Here is a 20,019-nt window from a genome sequence, read left to right as displayed (position 1 = left end):
AGGACCGGGATGGACGTACCGCTGGTGCACCAGTTGTTCCGCCAGGAGCATGGCTGGGTAGCTACGTACGGACGGGATAAGCGCTGAAAGCATCTAAGCGTGAAGCCCCCCTCAAGATGAAATTTCCCAATTAGTAAGACCCCTTGAAGACGACGAGGTAGATAGGTTGGAGGTGGAAGTGCAGCAATGCATGGAGCTGACCAATACTAATCGGTCGAGGGCTTATCCAAAAAACACCCCAAAAAGTGAAGTGAAGCTTTGAAGCTGACACCGAATACTTTTCGGGGACCCCGATACCACATCGGGTGAATGCTACGAAATCTAATGTGCAGCAAAGATCGTTTCGTATCTAGTTTTCAGGGAATCAATCTCTGTAACTGCATACAAGTTATGATGGAGAGATACCCAAGTGGCTATAAGGGGACCCTCTGCTAAGGGGTTAGACTGCGTAAGCGGTGCGAGGGTTCGAATCCCTCTCTCTCCGCCATTTGAATAACTTGAACGCAAATAGGTTTATATGGCGGTGTAGCTCAGCTGGCTAGAGCGTACGGTTCATACCCGTGAGGTCGGGGGTTCGATCCCCTCCGCCGCTACCATACATACCTGGAGGCTTAGCTCAGCTGGGAGAGCATCTGCCTTACAAGCAGAGGGTCGGGGGTTCGATCCCCTCAGCCTCCACCATGTACTATTTTTATCACCTTACCATGCCGGTGTAGCTCAATTGGTAGAGCAACTGACTTGTAATCAGTAGGTTGGGGGTTCAAGTCCTCTCGCCGGCACCATCTTTAATAATGTGGAACTGTGGTGTAGAGGCCTAACATGCCTGCCTGTCACGCAGGAGACCGCGGGTTCGAATCCCGTCAGTTCCGCCATTATTAATTTTAAGGAATAAAAATAGTCGGTTTTCCACAGATTAAAGTGGGATGCCGAACTTTATTTTTATGTCATGTATATAAGGCTCGGTAGCTCAGTCGGTAGAGCAGAGGACTGAAAATCCTCGTGTCGGCGGTTCGATTCCGTCCCGAGCCACCTTTATATCCTGGAGGATTAGCGAAGTGGCCAAACGCAGCAGACTGTAAATCTGTTCTCGTCCGAGTTCGGTGGTTCGAATCCATCATCCTCCACCAGTAATAAGAGCCATTAGCTCAGTTGGTAGAGCACCTGACTTTTAATCAGGGTGTCGAAGGTTCGAGTCCTTCATGGCTCATCCGAAGAGTCGTCAACGTTGTTGACGGCTCTTTTTGTGTTGTTTAAGCTGTTTATGTCCAATGTAAATGGGCTTAGAGAGAAGGCATTGTCGCTTGTACTGAGTATTATGCTAAAATAAGAAAAAAACGATAAAGTGGTGGAGTCATCAATGGTGGAGATGGAGCACATCGTTCAGAAACTAGAGCAGACCTTGGGTACCTCACTCGGCTTAAAAACATTGAATGATCAGGAAGCGGCATGGTTAACAAAATCAATGGCGACCTCACCGCCATTTGGTGATCGGATTGGTCATGAGGTAGGAGCCCAGGGGTCCAATAACCGTGTAGAAAACGGAACCTCGAACAAATCACGAATGGTTCACGGCGCCTATGCTCGCAAGGACCTGGGCGAGATTTGGATTCCGGTAAATCCACAGGATCCTAGCCAGGTAATCGTAGCGGATCAGGGTGCTTTGACGGAGTCGGAGATTGGGCTTATAACTCTACTATTATCGAGCCTGCAAGATACGATGCCAGGGGGAGTGCCCAAGAATACCAGTAAGGTTGAAGAAGAACGACGCGCCCAACAGTTGGGTGGCTGGTTAAAGGAACGCCTGCAAGCCGGTGAACTGCTTGCTGAATTACCAGATGAAATGTTGATTCGAACAAGTTTGACTGAGGACATGGTTCCCTTTCTTCTAATTCATGAGAGCGAGCATGCTCCCACTCCAAGCTATAAGGCGCTGCATCGGTTATTGCGCAGCTATTTTGGCGGGGACATCATTCTGGTACCACTGCTTGATAAGGAATGGATTATCTTAGCGAACCAAGAATTGCTGGATGGTATAACGACGGATGATAAAGAGGATACTTCGTTGGACGGCGACCAGGATTTGCTCTCCTTATTCTGTATGGGGCTCTACGAGCTGATTTCAACGGAATGGGTGGGGGATTTCCATATCTCGGCGATACCGGCGGTTAATGCGCTGCATGCTCTGCCACAGACTGTTAGCATGTTAAGAGAGACCATGACCATCGGCCGTACATTCCAGGTCAAGGAACATATCCATCTATCGACCGGGCTTCATCTGGAGCGTCTGGTTTATAGCATTCCCGAGTACCAGCGCAATCAATTCCTGCGCGAGTACGCTGCCGGCCATACCGATTTGTTCGAGGATAGCGAGACATTGTCAACGCTCGAGTCTTTTTTCGAATTGGATTGTAACGTGAGTGAGACGGCCAAGCACCTGTATATTCACCGCAACACGCTGCTGTACCGCCTGGATAAGATTAAACAGGAGACGGGGTTAGATGTTCGGAGCTTCAGTGATGCGGTTTTAGTGAAAATAACGCTTCTATTGTATAAAGTGACGAAAAGGAAATAGGTTTTTTGTGCAGATTGTGTATAGCAAGTCAGGTGCCTATGGGGTAATATAAGATTATAAATTAATTGTATTCGATTTCATAACATTCATATGAGGGGGCAAATGCACATGGCTGGTGTACGCTTAGAGCATATTTACAAAAAGTATGCAGGTTCGGATAAAGCAACTGTAATTGACGTTAATTTGGATATTAAAGATAAAGAATTTTTGGTTTTGGTAGGTCCTTCCGGTTGCGGTAAGTCCACGACACTGCGTATGATCGCGGGTCTTGAGGAAATTTCTGAGGGTAAACTTTACATTGGCGACCGTGTTGTTAACGATGTAGCACCTAAAGATCGTGACATCGCGATGGTATTCCAATCCTACGCCTTGTATCCACATATGAACGTATATCAGAACATGGCATTCGGTTTGAAACTCCGTAAAGTGAAGAAAGACGAAATCGATAAGCGTGTACGTGAAGCAGCAAAAATCCTGGATATCGAGCATTTGCTTGAGCGTAAGCCAAAAGCTCTGTCCGGTGGTCAGCGTCAGCGTGTTGCCTTGGGTCGTGCGATTGTCCGTGATCCACAAGTCTTCTTGATGGATGAGCCGCTTTCCAACTTGGATGCGAAACTCCGCGGTCAGATGCGTGCCGAAATCACCAAGCTGGTTAAGCGTCTTGAAACCACTTGTATCTACGTAACGCATGACCAAACAGAAGCTATGACGATGGGTGATCGTATCGTTGTTATGCAAGACGGCATCATTCAACAAGCGGATTCCCCAGAGCAACTGTACAACAATCCGAACAACCTGTTCGTTGCTGGTTTCATCGGTTCCCCAACCATGAACTTCATCAACGGTAAATTGTCCGAGCAAAACGGTGGCGTATACTTCACTTCCCAGGGCTTGAACGTTCAAGTACCAGGTGGTAAAGCACAATTGCTCAAAAATAAATCCATGATTGGTAAAGAAGTGATCATGGGTGTTCGTCCGGAAGATATTCATGAAGAGCCAGTCTTCCTGGAAGCTTCCCCGAATACGATCTTCTCTGCAAAAGTCGATGTAACCGAGAACCTTGGTCACGAAATGCTCTTGTACCTGAGCGGCCTGGGTACCGATACGGTTATCGGCCGTGTAGACGGACGTTCGACTACTCGCGAAGGCGACAATGTGAAATTGGCACTCGACATGAACAAAGTTCATATCTTTGATAAAGAGTCTGAATTGAACGTATTGCTCGAAGACTAATCTTCAGCAATCGGGATCTCTTGAAAACCGCCCCCTCAAGGGGCGGTTTTTTTTAGGAGAAAAAGACAATATCACGCTAACATTCACGCCCTGGGAAAAGGTTTGGATATCCTTTGCCGATGCCAATTGAGGTATTCCATGGGCAGCAATCTATTTAAAGCACACCCCTATATAAGCCTAATGTCGCAATGGAGTAGTCGGTTAGAATTGCATTCATTGGCTTTTTTCGATAAGATAAGCACAAAGCAAGGCATACATACGTATTGAACATATGGGATGTTGAGCATATTTCATGGTAATTTCCAAGATCGCAGGTAAATGTACAGTAGTGTTCTTTAGGAATAGCTGAATGATGGAATATATCATCCAAGACGGGCCGTGCCATATGACGGTTTCGTTGTGATGTCAACATACAATGGAAGAAGAGGGGTAAGACCATGGCCAAGAAAGTGAAGGTATCCGAGCTGGTCCAGCAGTTTCAGCTGGAGGTCATCGCAGGTGAGGAAGGCTTGAAACGTCAGATTACAACGGACGATCTGAATCGCCCGGGATTGGAAATGGCCGGTTATTTTGAATACCATCCGCGGGAACGGGTTCAGCTTATGGGGCGCACCGAGTTGGCTTTCTTCGGAATGCTGAAGCCGGAAGAGCGTAAAGAGCGTATGCGCAGCCTGTGCACGGAAGAAACACCTTGCATCGTGGTAACACGTTCCTTGGATGTGCCGGAAGAACTGGTGGAACTCGGGAATGAGAGAGGTTTGCCTGTACTGCGCAGCAGCATGGCAACAACCATTCTGACAAGCCGATTCACAAGCTTTCTGGAACGCAAACTTGCACCAACTACAACCATCCACGGGGTATTGTGCGATGTTTATGGCGTAGGGATGCTGATAACAGGCTCAAGCGGTATCGGGAAAAGCGAGACGGCACTGGAGCTCGTCAAACGCGGACACCGATTAATTGCGGACGATGCGGTGGAGATACGTCAGACATCGGATTTTCAGCTGCACGGTACGGCGCCGGAGCTCATTCGCCATCTTCTGGAGATTCGCGGAGTCGGTATTATTAATGTAATGACGTTATTCGGTGCAGGCGCCGTTCGAAACAATAAACGGATTACCCTTGTTGTGCGATTGGAAGCCTGGCAGCAGGATAAACAGTATGATCGACTGGGGTTAGATGAAGAAACAACACGAATTATTGAGACGGACATCCCTCTGGTCACCATTCCGGTTCGTCCAGGACGTAACCTTGCGGTTATTATTGAAGTGGCAGCTATGAACTACAGACTGAAACAAATGGGACTGAATGCTGCGCTGCAGTTTACGAACAAACTGACAGCTACGATCGCTGAAGATATGGACGATTTGGACTAGGACTAGGGAGGTTATAAGTGATGCAAACATTGCTCATCGATCCGGTGGTGTTCTCCATCGGATCGCTGCGTGTTCATTGGTATGGCTTGATTTTAGGGCTGGGTGCTTTGGTAGGGCTGTTGCTGGCCATTCGCGAGGGGAAGCGTTTTGGCATTCCGCAGGAGTTCTTTATGGATTTGGTATTGCTTGGCGTACCTTCGGCAATTATTGGTGCACGCATTTATTATGTAGCATTTAAATGGGAAGATTATAAGGACAACTTCCTGGACGTGTTCAAAACATGGAATGGCGGGATTGCGATATTTGGTGCTCTCATCGGGGCCATTATCTGCGCTTTGATCTTTGTACGTAGAAGAGGCTACTCATTCTGGCGGATTGCTGATATCTGTGCTCCGTCTCTGTTGGCCGGCCAAATCATTGGTCGCTGGGGGAATTTTGTTAACCAGGAGGCCTATGGCGGTCCTGTCAGCGAGTCCTTTTTACGCGGGCAGCTGCACCTGCCTGATTTCATCGTCAATCAAATGAATGTACAAGGCGTATTCCATCATCCTACCTTCCTATATGAATCCTTATGGAACTTGGTCGGTATTGTCATCCTGCTTATTCTTCGCAGACAGAAATTCCTGCGCGCAGGCGAGCTCTTCATCGGATATTTCATCTGGTATTCCATCGGCCGATTCTTCATTGAAGCGGTGCGCACGGACAGTTTGGCGTTCCAAGGCGCAGCCGGACTTGCCGACTTCATTAACAATACGTTATGGGCACCGATGACTTGGATGGGCTTTGAACTGGGCCATCTGGACCCGGCTTACGGCAATATTAGGATCTCCCAGCTGCTGTCCGTATTGATTGTCATTGGAGGCATTGTACTGATCATTGTGCGCCGTGTAACGGGTCGCGCCAATGTGCGTTATTTGGACCCCATCGTGTCAACGAAGACCGGAGCAGGTCCTACGCCTGAAGCGGACCTTCAGACCAATAAAGCCGCGAAGTCATCTGCGCAGGCACCTGTTAAGCAGGACAAACCGGCAGCAGAGCCAGCAGAGACGGCTGACAAAAGCTCTCTAACCCAAGTCCAGGAGACGGAAGTCAAACCGCCCCCAGTAGAAGATACTCCGGCAATAAAACCAGATACGGAGGACAAAAAGGAGTAGTTGCAGCATGATCGAAACCGTACTGTTTGATTTGGACGGAACCATTATTGATACGAATGAATTGATTATCTCGTCGTTTCTGCATGTCTTTGAGGCTCAGGCCCCAGGACCGCTAACCAGGGAGCAGATCATTCCACATATGGGAACCACGCTGGAGCAGCAGCTGCAGGCTTTCTCGGGGGGCGTTGATGACGTTAGTCCGCTTATCAAAGCATACCGCTCCTTCAACACGCTTCATCATGATGAGATGGTTAGACCATTCCCCCATGTAAATGAAGTCGTGGAGCGTCTTCATCGTCATGGGCTTTCACTGGGGATCGTAACCACGAAGATCCGTCCCTCCACGATGATGACTTTGGAGAAGTACGATCTGGAGCGCTTCATGTCGGCGATTGTGACAGTGAACGACGTTGAGCATCCGAAACCGCATCCTGAGCCCGTTCTGACGGCGATCGAGCGTCTCGGCGCCAATCCGGCTACGACGTTGATGATCGGGGACAGCCCGGTCGACATTCAATCTGCCAAGGCGGCGGGCGTGAAGGCCGCAGCTGTAGCTTGGTCCCTAAAGGGTGAGCAGAAGCTGATGGAGTATGGTCCGGATTATGTTTTAAAGGATATGAAAGACCTGTATGAGATCGTAGGACTTCAAGAGGAATAGGAGTTTTGGCAGCATGGCCAGAAAGATTACCCGTTATCCTGTAGAAGGGCCCAACGCGTTATGGCAAATCTACCGCACCGTGAGCCCGTTCAAGGGCGTCAAGAACTTCATCTTTATCCAGTTGGCCCGCTATTGTCCTATTCTGCCCTTGAAGAACTGGATATACCGCCATATGCTCGGGATGAAGGTGGGGAGGCATACCGCGTTTGGATTGATGGTCATGGTGGATGTGTTTTTTCCGGAGAAAATATCCATCGGCGAGAATTCGGTGATCGGCTACAATACAACGATTCTTGCCCATGAGTATTTAATAAAGGAATATCGTCTGGGTGAAGTGCGGATCGGGGAGAACGTACTCATCGGCGCGAACACCACGATTTTGCCTGGTGTAACGATCGGAGATGGAGCGGTTGTTGCTGCAGGGTCTGTCGTACATAAAGATGTGGCACCGGGTGTTTTTGTAGGCGGCAATCCATTGCAAGAGCTGAAGAGGACATCAACGGAAAGTGAGTCAATTTGAGGTAATGTGACAAGTTAGGTTCTCAAGCTACCTGAATTATTGTAGAATGAGTAGAGGATAACATGACACAAAGCGATTCAATAGTCCCCTGGGTATGATAGCCTTGAGGGACTTTTTTGCCCGCCTATCCTTATACAATGACTCTATGAAAAAACTTGAAAACAAGGAGGCGACGCCTGACATGAGTGCAACGCTGAACAAAAAGGAAAGGCTCCCGCAGCTCGATATTTATCGCGCGCTGGCCATCCTGGGCGTGCTTCACGTTCATGCGACTTCATTTGCAACGGTCGATGCGATTGATTCGCGATTCTATTATATTATTAATTTTTTGAATATTTTCTTTAAATACGGCACACCCTCGTTTATATTCCTAAGCAGCTTTGTGCTGTTCTATAACTATGCGGACCGGCCGCTCACTAAGGATCTGATCAAAAACTTCTACAAACGGCGGCTCTTGTACATTCTGCTGCCTTATGTGTTGTTCTCGATCATCTATTTCTTTGTGCGGATGTATCAGAACGGGTTGCTCAACAGCTCATTTGATCTATGGGCACAGATGCCGATATTCTTTGAACGCTTGATTCGGGGGCAGAACTATACGCACTTATACTTTGTGTTTATTAGCTTGCAGTTCTACATCCTGTTTCCGATCTTCCTCAAGCTGTTCAAATCGTCCCGGTTTCTCGTACGGTGGGCGGTTCCCATCGGGTTCCTGCTGCAATGGGGCTTTATCATATGGAATAAATACGAGCTGCACTACACGTTTAAAGGAAGCTTGGCGATCTCGTATTTAGCCTACTATATGCTGGGTGCTTATCTGGCGATGAATTACGACAAATTCAAGGGCTGGCTTACGTCATCTTGGAAAAAGCAGACGTCAGGTCAAAGAGCAGGTACAGTCGTGTTATGGGCGGGCTGGCTCGCGATGGCGCTGACGCACGTGCAGATTTGGTACAATCAGAGATTGCACGGTGCCAAATACGACTCCCTGTTGTACGAGCTGTTATGGAATCTGCACACGGTTTTCTCCGCCATTGTGCTGATGCAGCTGGCCAGCTGGCTGTATAACAGCGGTTGGAGACTCATCGTGAAGGTGCTGACGCGGATTGGCGAGTTGTCCTTCGCGATCTATCTGGTGCATCCTCTCTGGCTGTTCCTGTATCGGGAGTACGATCTCAAGCTGAATCCGGTAACCGATGATTATCTCATCTGGATTTATGGCGGCATGGTAACTGCGCTGATTGTTAGTGCGCTGGTCGTACAAACAGTGTTCCGGTGGATTCCAGGTTCCTGGGTGCTGCTTGGCAGCGTTCCACGATCATTGAAGCCATCATCCAAAGCGCCAAAAGCGCCATCGCGGAGAAAAGACACCGTTGCAGGCGACAGCAAGAAGTCAGTTGATCTATAATCATAGCAGGCATATTCTTTATTCATACCAGACATTAAGCAAAGCCGTCCGGCAATCGGGCGGCTTTTTTGTATGATTAGCGATCTAGAGATTACGGGGTGGCCTAACCATACGATACCATCTAATGTATTTGTATTTATGCCGATAAAGACATGAGAGATTCAATCCACAGACAAGCAAGCCACTCCAGCTTGTTCTTGTGTTACAATTATACCCAGAAGTTAAGCGGATTCTTTGGCGGCTAAGGTGAAGAACAACAGAGAACGATACATAGCAGGAAGCGTCTATGATGCATTGACGATCGGGCAGAGTTCATGGTAATATAGCCAATATCCTTTAATTTATTAGCAAGGTACCACTTTACCATATTAAAGACTTTTCTGAATTTGAGGTGGAGCGTCATGTCTAAACCGAAAGGCTTCGAGAAACCGGCAGGTGTTCGTGATTATCTTCCTCATGCGGTCACGAAGCTGCGCCGGATTGAACGTGAAGTGCTGGCATGTATGGACCGCTGGGGATACCGGCAGATTATGACACCAACGATGGAATATTACGATACGGTAGGCGTGGCAAGCTCTACGTCGGACCAAAAACTGTTTAAATTATTGAATAAGCGCGGAACGACAATGGTGCTGCGGTCCGATCTAACCGCTCCCATAGCAAGGGTCATGTCGTCGCTGCTGAAGGATGAGCCGTTACCGGTGCGTTTGTCTTATCATGCGAATGTATTTCGCGCAATCGAAGAGGAGGCGGGCCGGGAGGCTGAATTCTTCCAGACGGGTGTAGAGCTTGTAGGCGACGATACTCCGGAGGCCGATGCCGAAGTGATTGCACTGGCTATCGAATCCCTGAAGGCGGCAGGCGTGGAGAAATTCAAAATCGCGATGGGGCATATGGGTTACCTTAATGGCCTGCTCCAGGAAGTGCTGCCTGAGCGGACGGATGATCAAGAGAGCCTGAAGCAGGACCTGCTGAACCGCGACTATGTCGGATACCGTAACACCATTGCCAGTCTGCTCCTTACGGAGACACAGCAGGACCAGCTCGAGGGAATCCTGAAGCTGCGTGGGGGCCGGGAGATTGCCGGGCAGGCACTTGAGATTAGCAGCAACGATCTCGCAAGAGCTTCTATTGAGCATCTGTGCAGAGTATGGGAGGTGCTGGAGGCATACGATGTCTCCAGGCATGTTCTGTTTGATCTGACGATGCTCGGAGACTTCTCCTATTACACCGGTATGACGTTTGAAGGCTATGCTGCTGAACTTGGTTCACCCGTAGCGAGCGGCGGTCGGTATGACAAGCTGCTGCAGCAGTTTGGCCGTGCGGTTCCGGCAACCGGCTTTGCGCTTAAGACCAATCGCATTCTGGATGGGGTTCAGGGAGGAGAGATTGCGGAGGATCTGCCCATACTGATTCGTTACACGGCTTCCTATCGCAAAGAAGGTTTGGCAAAAGCGTCAGAACTGCGGGCGCAGGGCCATACCGTCATCACTTCGATCATTCCGGATTCGGCAAATATTCGCGATGAAGGCGTGCCCGTCGTATCCGGCAGTCTGCTTAACAGAGGCTACCAGGAGATCATTACCCTTCGATAGAACGTTGATATATCACCCTATCTAATATAGTCAAGGTCAGGAGGATTTGAACGTGGCGGAAACGTTGAAAGTAGCGATGCCCAAAGGGCGTATATATAAAAAAGCATCCGCGCTGTTCCGTTCAGCAGGACTTCCGATTCCCCTCGATGTGGATGAGACGCGCAAGCTGGTCATTCCCTTGCCGGAGGCAGGAATGGAATTTATTCTGGCAAAGCCGGTGGATGTGCCGACTTATGTGGAATACGGTGTCGCGGATATCGGAATCGTTGGCAAGGATGTGCTGATGGAAGAGAACAAGGACGTCTATGAGCTGCTCGATCTCGGCATCGCAAGGTGCCGGATGTCGGTTATCGGCTTGCCGGACTGGAAGCCGGGCATTCGTCAGCGGGTTGCCACCAAATATCCGAATGTCGCTTCGCAGTATTTCCGTGAACAAGGCCAGCAGGTTGAGGTGGTTAAGCTGAACGGTTCGATTGAGCTTGCACCCCTTATCGGGTTGGCGGACCGGATCGTGGATATGGTGGAAACAGGCCAAACGCTCAAGGAGAACGGACTTATAGAAATGACTAGCATCTTTGAGATCACAAGTCGCCTGATTGCCAATCGCGTCAGCTATCGGATGAAGAATGATGAAATTCAGGCATTATGCGATCGCCTGCAATCGGTCATTATGTCTGAGGGAGCGAATATACAGCGCTAAGAAACACAGGTACAAACAGGATGAGCATGGTGATCGGACAGATTGATTATCGATTGAGTTAGAAACGATATGCGTGTATCGAAAACAGAATGTGATGCAAGCAGCGGGATTGGGGGAGATTAAGGTGAAGGTTGTATCAGCACGGGACTTTCAGCTGAAACGGGAAAATGATTACGGCACACCAGAGCAGAATGAAGTTGTGAAGGCGATTGTGCGGGATGTTCGATCCGAAGGAGATGCTGCCTTGCTGCTGCATACCGAGCAATTGGACCGTGTCCGTCTGACCGCAGATCAGCTTCGTGTAACGGATGATGAGCTCACAGCAGCTTATGATCATGTGGAGCCTTCGTTTGTAAAGGCGATTCAGGCTGCCGCGGAAAACATACGCGCTTTTCATGTGAAGCAGAAGCGGAATTCCTGGATGGATCTTCAAGCTGACGGCAGCATCTTGGGACAGATCATTCGTCCATTGAAACGCGTGGGTGTATATGTGCCCGGAGGAAAGGCAGCCTATCCTTCGTCCGTGCTGATGAACGTGATCCCGGCGCAAGTGGCAGGCGTGCCCGAGATTGTCATGGTCACTCCCCCGGCTACCGGCGGGAAGGATGGGATTAATCCCTATATCCTGGTAGCCGCGGCTGAGGCCGGCGTTACGGAGATCTACCGCGTTGGAGGAGCTCAGGCGATTGCGGCGTTGGCCTACGGTACGGAGACCATTTCCCCCGTTGATAAAATTTGCGGTCCCGGCAATATTTACGTTGCGCTGGCCAAGCGAGAAGTATATGGTGCCGTCAATATTGACAGCCTGGCCGGTCCGAGCGAGATTGCGGTATTAGCCGATGACAGCGCGGACGCTTCGTATATTGCGGCGGATTTACTCTCCCAAGCAGAGCATGACGAGATGGCTTCGGCCATTCTCGTAACGCCTTCACGCAAGCTGGGTGAGGCGGTTGCCGCCGAAGTAGAGCGGCAGCTTGAGCTGCTGCCGCGGCGCGACATCGCCCGGGCCTCCGTGGACACTTACGGTGCAGTGATCATCACAGAATCCCTTAACGAAGGGATAGAAGTTATTAACCGTTTGGCGCCGGAGCACCTGGAGATCGTAACGGCGGAGCCGATGGCCATCGTGGGCCAGATCGAGAACGCTGGCGCAATCTTCCTCGGGCCATATAGCTCGGAGCCAGTAGGTGATTATTTTGCAGGGCCGAATCATATCATCCCAACGAATGGGACGGCACGGTTTGCCTCGCCGGTGGATCTGGACGATTTCATTAAGAAATCGAGCTTGATCTACTATAGCAAAGAAGCGCTGCTGCGCGACGGCGAGCAGATTATGGAGCTTGCTCGGCGCGAAGGGCTTGAAGGCCATGCCCGGGCGATCGAGATTCGGCTGGAGCAGGAGCGTTAATCATAAAGAGGAGCATCAATCATTCGTTATATTAGATATGTATAGAGGAGGCAGTCAACGTGAGCAGTTTGGATGCAGCAGCAAGATCAGCCGGCGTGAGCCGCAAAACCAATGAAACCGATATTGCCTTGGATTTCAATGTCGATGGAACCGGGATCTCGGAATTGGAGACCGATGTGCCGTTTCTGAATCATATGCTTGATTTGTTTACGAAGCATGGCCAATTTGATCTTCGCGTGAAAGCGAAGGGAGATATTGAGATCGATGACCATCACACAGTGGAGGATATCGGGATTTGCCTGGGGCAGACGTTCCGCGAGGCGCTGGGCGATAAAAAGGGTATTAAGCGATATGCCAGCGTGTTTGTACCGATGGATGAGGCGCTTGCTCAAGTCATTGTGGATATCAGCAACCGCCCGCATTTTGAGTACCGAGCGGAATATCCTTCGCAGCAGGTAGGCACTTTCCATACCGAGCTTGTTCATGAATTTCTGTGGAAGTTGGCGCTGGAAGCCCGTATCACGCTGCATGTCATCGTTCATTACGGACACAATACCCACCATATGATTGAAGCGGTATTTAAGGCGCTCGGCCGTGCATTGGATGAGGCGACTACCGTGGATCCGCGGGTGACCGGCGTGCCATCCACGAAGGGAGTGCTCTAATCGATGGCGATTGCAATCGTGGATTATGGCATGGGCAATCTGCACAGCGTGAGCAAAGCAGTGGAGCGGCTTGGGTATGAGCCGCTCGTCACGGGGGAGCGGGAGGAGATTCTGGCGGCGGATGGCATCATTCTGCCGGGCGTCGGCGCGTTCGGCGATGCCATGGAGCAGCTGCGCGAAACCTCGCTGGACTCGGTCATGAAGGATGCTGCGGAATCAGGGAAGCCGCTGCTGGGAATTTGTCTCGGCATGCAGCTCCTGTTCAGCCGGAGCGAGGAGCATGGCCAGTTTGAAGGGCTGGATATTTTGCCCGGATCGGTTGTTCGGTTTACGGGTGGTGACTACAAGGTGCCGCATATGGGCTGGAATTCTTTGCAGTTCGAGAAGCGGGAGCATCCGCTGTTTGCGGGACTTGAGGAAGGTCATGTGTATTTTGTCCATTCGTATCATGTTCTTCCTGAGGTTCAGGCTGATTTGCTGGCGGTTACTGATTACGGTCAGCCAGTGACGGCCATCGTGGGCCGCGGTTCGGTGTACGGCATGCAGTTCCATCCTGAGAAGAGCGGGGAGCTTGGGATGAGCCTGCTTCGTAATTTCTTGGCTTTAACGTAATGTAAGGTGATCAAATAGACCAGAAGGAAAGTGGGAATGGGGATGTCCTCTTTTATCATATATCCGGCAATCGATATTCGTGGCGGCAAATGCGTCAGACTCGTGCAAGGCGATTATAATCAAGAAACGGTATACAATGATAATCCGCTGGAGGTAGCCAAGTCGTGGGAAGAACAGGGCGGCACCTTTATTCATCTCGTGGATTTGGACGGAGCGAAGGCAGGCCATCCGGTAAATGACGATATCATCGGGAAGATCGCAGCCAGCGTCCAGGTTCCGGTTCAGGTAGGCGGAGGCCTGCGCACGCTAGCGGATGTGGAGAGGCTGCTGTCGCTTGGCGTCAGCCGGGTGATCATCGGTACGGCGGCGATTGAAGACCGTGTCTTTACGGAAGAGGTGCTGGGCAAGTACGGGGATAAGGTGGCCATCGGGATCGATGCGCGCAACGGATACGTGGCAACTAGAGGCTGGCTGGAAACGTCCGAGGTTCAAGCCGAGGTGTTGGCTAAGGAACTGGCAGCCAAAGGAGCGGAAACCTTCATCTTTACCGATATTTCCCGTGACGGGATGATGCAGGGGCCTAACGTGGAGGGAATTGTCTCGCTTGCCAAAGCCAGCGGCCGCTCGGTCATCGCTTCGGGCGGCGTGACGAAGCTGGACGATTTGCTGGCGCTCAGCGCGCACAGCGGTGACGGTGTAGGCGGAGCAATCGTAGGCAAGGCACTCTATACAGGTAATATTGATCTGAACGAGGCCATTACGCGAATCAAGTGAGGCCGGACCAAGGTTCCGTTCAAATAAGCGATTGATCGACAAAGTTCATAGGGGAAGAGGGGAAAGGCATGCTGGCAAAACGGATCATACCTTGCCTGGACGTGAAGGACGGCCGGGTGGTGAAGGGCGTAAATTTTGTGAATCTCCGCGATGCGGGCGATCCCGTGGAACTGGCGGCACTCTATGACCAGGAAGGCGCAGACGAGCTAGTCTTTCTGGATATTTCGGCATCGGTCGAAGGCCGGGCGACGATGGAGGAAGTCGTGCGGAGAACGGCAGGAGAAATTGCCATCCCTTTTACCGTGGGTGGAGGCATCTCGTCCGTCGAGGATATGAAGCGGATTCTGCGGGCGGGCGCGGATAAGATCGGGATCAATACGGCAGCGGTCAAGCAGCCGGAGCTCATCTCGGCCGGAGCACGCAAATTCGGCTCCCAATGCATTGTTGTGGCCATCGATGCCAAGTACAACGAAGCGTGGGGAGAATGGGAAGTGTACACGCACGGCGGACGTACGCCTTCCGGCATCAAAGCGCTGGATTGGGTAAAGCAGGCGGAAAGCCTGGGTGCGGGCGAGATTTTGTTGACCAGCATGGATGCGGACGGAACGAAGGATGGGTTCGATCTGTCGCTAACCTCTGCCGTATCTTCGACGGTGCAGATCCCGGTCATCGCATCCGGCGGCGCCGGCAAAGAGGATCACTTCTATGACGTGTTTACCAAGGGCAAGGCGGATGCGGGTCTTGCCGCAACGATTTTTCATTATAAAGAGATCTCGATTCCTCATCTGAAGTTGCAGCTTAGTCAAAAAGGAGTGGATATACGGTGAGCGAAGATATGTTGAAGGATTTATCCCTGGAGCAGGTCAGCGAGCATATCCGTTGGGATGCCTCGGGTCTAGTGCCAGCGATTGTACAGGATGCACAGAGCAAGCAGGTGCTGATGATGGCTTATATGAATCGGGAGTCTCTTCGCTTGACGCTGGAAAGCGGGGAAACTTGGTTCTGGAGCCGTTCGCGCGAGGAGCTGTGGCATAAGGGAGCAACTTCCGGGAACGTCCAGACCGTGGTTACCATGACGTACGACTGCGATGGAGACACCATCTTGCTGCAGGTGAATCCGAAGGGACCGGCTTGTCATACCGGACAAACGACCTGCTTCTTCAATGAGATTACGGTTCAGGGGCAGAAGAGCGAGCCTGTGAACAACCGTGCAGCTGCAGAGAGCGGGCGGTTTGCGGTGCTTGCCGAGCTGGAAGAGGTCATTGCCCAGCGTGAGGTGGAGCGGCCTGAAGGGGCTTATACGACATACCTCTTTGATAAAGGGGTAGACAAAATCCTTAAGAAGGTGGGCGAAGAAGCTTCGGAAACGATCATCGCCGCCAAAAATAAAGACAACGCCGAGCTTAAGCTAGAAATCAGCGATCTGATCTACCATCTGCTGGTACTTCTCCAGGAGCGGAAGCTCCCGCTGGATGAGATCATGGATGAGCTAAGCCGCCGCCATGAACGGCCGCGCCGCGATTAGGAGGCTTACCGATGCATATTGATTACCATACCCACCATGCCCGGTGCGGACATGCCGAGGGGCAGCTGGAGGAGTATGTACGGCGCGCCATTGAACTCGGGATGGATCAATTGGGCTTGTCGGATCATATGCCTTTGATACACGTGGATCCGGAGGCGTACTATCCGGAGATGGCCATGCCAATGGACGAGCTGCCGCGTTATGTGGAAGAGTGCCTGCAGCTGAAGGAACGCTACCAAGGGCAGATTGACATTCGGATCGGACTCGAAGGCGATTATATTGAGGGTTATGAAGAACAGATTGAGCGGATTGTGAATGACTATCCATGGGATTATGTCATTGGCTCCGTTCATTTTCTTGGTGAATGGGATATTACGGATTACCGTCAGACCCAAGGCTGGGAGGGCAAGGATCCGCTTGAGGTTTATAGACGATATTATGATGCGGTGCAGAAAGCCGCCGCGACTGGCTTCTACGATATCATGGGCCATCTGGACGTGATCAAGCGGTTCGGTTATGGGCCGGGCCCCGAGCAGAAGCCGGAAGTGATCGCTCTGGAACAAGGAGCGCTTGCGGCCGTGGCCCAAAGCGGAAAAGCCATGGAGCTGAACGCCTCCGGCTTATCGAAGGCCTGTGAGGAAATGTTTCCAAGCCGCCGCATGCTGGAAGAAGCGATGAAGCTTGGCATTCCGTTGACTTTAGGTTCGGATGCCCACCAGCCGATGAAGCTGGGCGAGCATCTGGATCAGGCACGGGCACTGCTATCGGACCTTGGCGTTCGGGAGGTTGCGACCTTTCGTAACCGGAAGCGGGAGATGGTGCTTTTGAATGTTGAGGGAAACCATGTATAATAAAGAAAAGCACTAATTGCAAACAGGTTTATTGCAGACGGCTGTTTTCTACTCCTAGAGACCCTTCTTCGAAGAGGTTGACGGAGGCGGGAACGGCCTGATTTGACGATAGCGCTTTCAACGAGATCGCTGCATCAGCCGACATTATCAACCACTCTCGTCAGGAGGTCCTCATGTATCGTTCATTACGATTGTTCGCCGGCACTTCAAATCCGACGCTTGCCGCAAATATCAGTCAGCAGTTGGGAGTTGAACCGGGAAAGATCAAGATTTCCCGCTTTCAGAGTGGCGAGGTTTATGTGCACTTTGAAGAGAGCATCCGCAATTGCGATGTTTTCCTGCTGCAGTCCTTTTCTCACCCTATCAATGAAATGTTCGTGGAGCTATTGGTGATGATTGATGCCGCGAAGCGCGCTTCCGCCAGAACGATCAATATCATTGTGCCTTATTACGGTTATGCCAGACAGGAACGAAAGTCAGCGCCGCGTGAACCGATATCGGCCAAAATGGTTGCCGACGTGCTGACTACAGCCGGTGCCAACCGCGTGATAACCATCGATCTGCATGCGCCAGCCATTCAGGGCTTTTTCAATATACCGGTGGATCATCTGACTGCGCTGGATTTGATTACGGAGTATCTGAAGTCCAAGAATATCGAGAATCCGGTTATCGTTTCTCCCGATGCCGGACGGGCGAAGACGGCCGAGAAGCTTTCGAGCCGCCTGGGGTCGCCGTTTGCCATGATGGTCAAGCAGCGTCCTGCCCATAATGAAGCCGTTATTACCCATGTCATTGGGGACGTGGCGGGTCGCACGCCGATTATTATCGAAGACTTGATTGATACGGGAACCACCATCGTGCAAGTGGTGGAAAGCTTAAAGGAACGGGGAGCCAATGATGCCATTGTGTGCGCGACCCATGGCCTTTTCTCCGGTGAAGCACTTGACCGTCTCGACCATGCTCATATCGAGGAAATCGTGGTCACAGACTCCATTGTGCTCCCGGACCATCACTGCAAAATGCGGCTTAAGGTGCTGTCCGTAGCGCCCATGTTGGCCCAGGCAACCCATATTATTATCGAGGGCGGATCGATCGCCACTTTGTTCAAAGACGCCGGTGTGTAAACTGGTGTCTTTTTTCTGCAAATGACGTTGAAACTTGTGTTATACTGTTGTGGATAGAGGAGCAAGTTAAAGGAGGTGCCTTGCTTTTCGTGAATGGTCATCCATATGGGTCCAGTGACCCCCACAATGTTATATCTATCGAGATGAATGCCAATTTCTTCTTCGATCGCGCGGTTCGTTCGCTTGATCGTTTCCAATATGACAAGGCTCTGAAATATTTTCGCAAAGCTGTTGAATATGAACCGGATAATCCGGTGAATCATTGCAATATGGCGGGTATATTATCAGAGACGGGAGATTATAAAGCTTCCAACGATGTGCTGGCTCACATTCTGGAGCAGGTTGACCCGTTGATGACGGAGTGCTACTTCTATATGGCGAACAATTACGCCAATATGGAACAATTCGAGAAAGCGGAAGAAGCGCTTGTTACCTATCTGGAGGAAGACCCGAGCGGTCAGTTTTTGGATGAGGCTGAGGAGATGATGGAGCTGCTTCATTACGAGCTGAATCGTCCAGCCAAGCTGAACAGGATCAAGAGTCGTGAAGGCGTGGTCGAGCATGAGCATGCGCGGGCACTGCTAGAGGAAGGGAAATTCGCACAAGCGGTCAAGCTGTTGGAGGAAATCGTCAAGGATAATCCGGATTTTCTGGCTGCGCGCAACAATCTGGCTCTAGCCTATTATTATATGGGGCGCTTTGATACCGCGAAGCGCACCATTGGCGAGGTGTTGGATCAGGAGCCGGGCAATCTGCACGGTCTATGCAATCTGGCTATCTTCTTTCAGCATGAAGGAAATCAGGAGCAGCGAGACCGATTGATGGACATGCTAACGGTGACGGTTCCTTTCCATCAGGAGCATGTGTTTAAGCTGGCGACAACGATGGGAATACTGGGGCAGCACGAAATTGCCTACGGTCATTTTCGCCGGTTGTTGAAGGATGAGGAGTTTAGCGGAGATCCTAGCCTGTATCATTACACGGCCGTTGCGGCATGCAATAGCGGTTATTATGACAGGGCCGAGAAATATTGGCGGCAAGCATTGAAGCTGGATGGGGATTCGGTAATTCCGGATTTCTATCTGGCACAGCTGCAAAAGCGTAAAGAGACCGGTACGGAACAGATGAAGGTGAGTTATCACTATCATCTTCCGTTCGAAGAGCAGTTCAAACGCTGGGAGCATGACGGCGACAAATTGACGGAGGAAGCGAAGCAGAATCCGCTGATTCGTTCTTCGTTCTTCTGGGCACTCCGACATGGCGATCCCCATACCAAGCTGCAGGTGATCCGGACGCTGGAATTGATTGCCGATGAAGAGGTGCAGCATGCGCTGCAATCGTTCCTGCAGGAACCGGGAGAGGATGCGGATCTGAAGGATGCCGCCCGCCTGGTGCTCCAGCAGATGGAGGTCGCAAGCAATCGGCTGAAGGAACGCCGCGACGATCGCGATATATCCAGCAGCAAGACCCGCGAGGTGCTGCCGGATTGGCTGCCTTCCTGGAAGGCGGTGCTGGAGAAGGCAGAGCAGACCATGGACATGCGGGTAGACGCTTTTTGGAAAAAAGAGATGGAGAATCTCTGGTCCGAGTTCCTGAGCCGGCTGTACCCTGATATTCCGAACATTCGGAATGTGGAGGGCTGGGCAGCGGCATTGGAATATTTGACGGCCAAGAAGCGTGGAAGAACCCTGACCTATGAACAGGTAGCTGTCCGTTACGGCATTTCGCCATCAACGGTGAGCCGTTACGCACGTCAAATGGATAGCGTATGTGAAACGAAAGCACAGCCGGATGATAATTTCCGGCCATTTACGGAAAACATTTAAGTAAGAACCCATATTCGG

At 51.0% G+C, this 20,019-nt stretch carries 18 protein-coding genes, 8 tRNA genes and 1 rRNA gene; all 27 read left to right on the top strand.

Annotation, left to right across the window (positions count from 1 at the left end):
* Positions 1-230: ribosomal RNA gene (locus ACPV3A_RS30825) — 23S ribosomal RNA — on the top strand; the annotation flags it as partial.
* Between the two features lie 165 nt (positions 231-395).
* Positions 396-487 (top strand) — tRNA-Ser (locus tag ACPV3A_RS30820).
* 32 nt (positions 488-519) lie between these two features.
* Positions 520-596 (top strand) — tRNA-Met (locus ACPV3A_RS30815).
* 9 nt (positions 597-605) lie between these two features.
* Positions 606-681 (top strand) — tRNA-Val (locus ACPV3A_RS30810).
* A 25-nt stretch (positions 682-706) separates the two neighbouring features.
* Positions 707-782, top strand: a tRNA-Thr gene (locus tag ACPV3A_RS30805).
* Between the two features lie 13 nt (positions 783-795).
* A tRNA-Asp gene (locus ACPV3A_RS30800) sits at positions 796-872 on the top strand.
* Positions 873-956: 84 nt separating this feature from the next.
* Positions 957-1,029: transfer RNA gene (locus tag ACPV3A_RS30795), tRNA-Phe, on the top strand.
* A gap of 12 nt (positions 1,030-1,041) precedes the next feature.
* Positions 1,042-1,127, top strand: a tRNA-Tyr gene (locus tag ACPV3A_RS30790).
* 7 nt (positions 1,128-1,134) lie between these two features.
* Positions 1,135-1,207 (top strand) — tRNA-Lys (locus tag ACPV3A_RS30785).
* A 150-nt stretch (positions 1,208-1,357) separates the two neighbouring features.
* Complete coding sequence (locus ACPV3A_RS30780; protein WP_426203461.1) at positions 1,358-2,572, top strand: PucR family transcriptional regulator; 1,215 nt, start codon at positions 1,358-1,360, stop codon at positions 2,570-2,572.
* Between the two features lie 108 nt (positions 2,573-2,680).
* Entirely contained in the window at positions 2,681-3,805 is a 1,125-nt protein-coding gene (locus ACPV3A_RS30775; RefSeq protein ID WP_071219439.1) for an ABC transporter ATP-binding protein, read from the top strand.
* A 437-nt stretch (positions 3,806-4,242) separates the two neighbouring features.
* Positions 4,243-5,181, top strand: coding sequence for an HPr(Ser) kinase/phosphatase (gene hprK, locus ACPV3A_RS30770; RefSeq protein WP_426203459.1), 939 nt, complete (start codon positions 4,243-4,245; stop codon positions 5,179-5,181).
* A gap of 20 nt (positions 5,182-5,201) precedes the next feature.
* Positions 5,202-6,335, top strand: a complete 1,134-nt coding sequence (lgt, locus tag ACPV3A_RS30765; RefSeq protein WP_426203457.1) for a prolipoprotein diacylglyceryl transferase — start codon at positions 5,202-5,204, stop codon at positions 6,333-6,335.
* A gap of 7 nt (positions 6,336-6,342) precedes the next feature.
* Positions 6,343-6,993: a pyrophosphatase PpaX gene (gene ppaX, locus ACPV3A_RS30760; protein WP_194540361.1), complete on the top strand. Its 651-nt coding sequence runs from the start codon at positions 6,343-6,345 to the stop codon at positions 6,991-6,993.
* Positions 6,994-7,006: 13 nt separating this feature from the next.
* The gene (locus ACPV3A_RS30755; protein ID WP_071219443.1) at positions 7,007-7,513 is read left to right on the top strand and encodes an acyltransferase; all 507 of its coding nucleotides are present in this window, start codon (positions 7,007-7,009) and stop codon (positions 7,511-7,513) included.
* Positions 7,514-7,694: 181 nt separating this feature from the next.
* On the top strand, positions 7,695-8,921 hold the full coding sequence (locus ACPV3A_RS30750; protein ID WP_426203455.1) for an acyltransferase: 1,227 nt from the start codon (positions 7,695-7,697) through the stop codon (positions 8,919-8,921).
* Between the two features lie 401 nt (positions 8,922-9,322).
* Entirely contained in the window at positions 9,323-10,516 is a 1,194-nt protein-coding gene (locus tag ACPV3A_RS30745) for an ATP phosphoribosyltransferase regulatory subunit (protein WP_426203454.1), read from the top strand.
* A 52-nt stretch (positions 10,517-10,568) separates the two neighbouring features.
* Positions 10,569-11,216 (top strand): ATP phosphoribosyltransferase, encoded by a 648-nt coding sequence (gene hisG, locus ACPV3A_RS30740; protein ID WP_426203452.1) that lies wholly within the window; start codon positions 10,569-10,571, stop codon positions 11,214-11,216.
* Positions 11,217-11,340: 124 nt separating this feature from the next.
* Entirely contained in the window at positions 11,341-12,624 is a 1,284-nt protein-coding gene (gene hisD / locus ACPV3A_RS30735; RefSeq protein ID WP_426203450.1) for a histidinol dehydrogenase, read from the top strand.
* Positions 12,625-12,683: 59 nt separating this feature from the next.
* Complete coding sequence (hisB, locus tag ACPV3A_RS30730; RefSeq protein ID WP_426203447.1) at positions 12,684-13,289, top strand: imidazoleglycerol-phosphate dehydratase HisB; 606 nt, start codon at positions 12,684-12,686, stop codon at positions 13,287-13,289.
* 3 nt (positions 13,290-13,292) lie between these two features.
* Positions 13,293-13,901, top strand: a complete 609-nt coding sequence (gene hisH / locus ACPV3A_RS30725) for an imidazole glycerol phosphate synthase subunit HisH (protein WP_426203445.1) — start codon at positions 13,293-13,295, stop codon at positions 13,899-13,901.
* Positions 13,902-13,943: 42 nt separating this feature from the next.
* Complete coding sequence (gene hisA, locus ACPV3A_RS30720) at positions 13,944-14,675, top strand: 1-(5-phosphoribosyl)-5-[(5-phosphoribosylamino)methylideneamino]imidazole-4-carboxamide isomerase (RefSeq protein ID WP_194540367.1); 732 nt, start codon at positions 13,944-13,946, stop codon at positions 14,673-14,675.
* A 68-nt stretch (positions 14,676-14,743) separates the two neighbouring features.
* Entirely contained in the window at positions 14,744-15,502 is a 759-nt protein-coding gene (hisF, locus tag ACPV3A_RS30715; RefSeq protein WP_216535239.1) for an imidazole glycerol phosphate synthase subunit HisF, read from the top strand.
* Positions 15,499-16,200, top strand: coding sequence for a bifunctional phosphoribosyl-AMP cyclohydrolase/phosphoribosyl-ATP diphosphatase HisIE (gene hisIE / locus ACPV3A_RS30710; protein WP_426203441.1), 702 nt, complete (start codon positions 15,499-15,501; stop codon positions 16,198-16,200). The genes hisF and hisIE overlap by 4 nt, the downstream gene beginning before the upstream one ends.
* A gap of 11 nt (positions 16,201-16,211) precedes the next feature.
* Positions 16,212-17,051, top strand: a complete 840-nt coding sequence (gene hisJ, locus ACPV3A_RS30705; RefSeq protein ID WP_426203438.1) for a histidinol-phosphatase HisJ — start codon at positions 16,212-16,214, stop codon at positions 17,049-17,051.
* A 173-nt stretch (positions 17,052-17,224) separates the two neighbouring features.
* On the top strand, positions 17,225-18,175 hold the full coding sequence (locus ACPV3A_RS30700; protein ID WP_216535236.1) for a ribose-phosphate diphosphokinase: 951 nt from the start codon (positions 17,225-17,227) through the stop codon (positions 18,173-18,175).
* 89 nt (positions 18,176-18,264) lie between these two features.
* On the top strand, positions 18,265-20,001 hold the full coding sequence (locus ACPV3A_RS30695; RefSeq protein WP_426203435.1) for a tetratricopeptide repeat protein: 1,737 nt from the start codon (positions 18,265-18,267) through the stop codon (positions 19,999-20,001).
* The last annotated feature ends 18 nt before the right edge of the window (positions 20,002-20,019 follow it).

The sequence above is a fragment of the Paenibacillus sp. Dod16 genome, assembly GCF_049893405.1.
Lineage (GTDB): Bacteria > Bacillota > Bacilli > Paenibacillales > Paenibacillaceae > Paenibacillus_AQ.
This window is presented reverse-complemented; position numbering and strand designations above follow the sequence as displayed.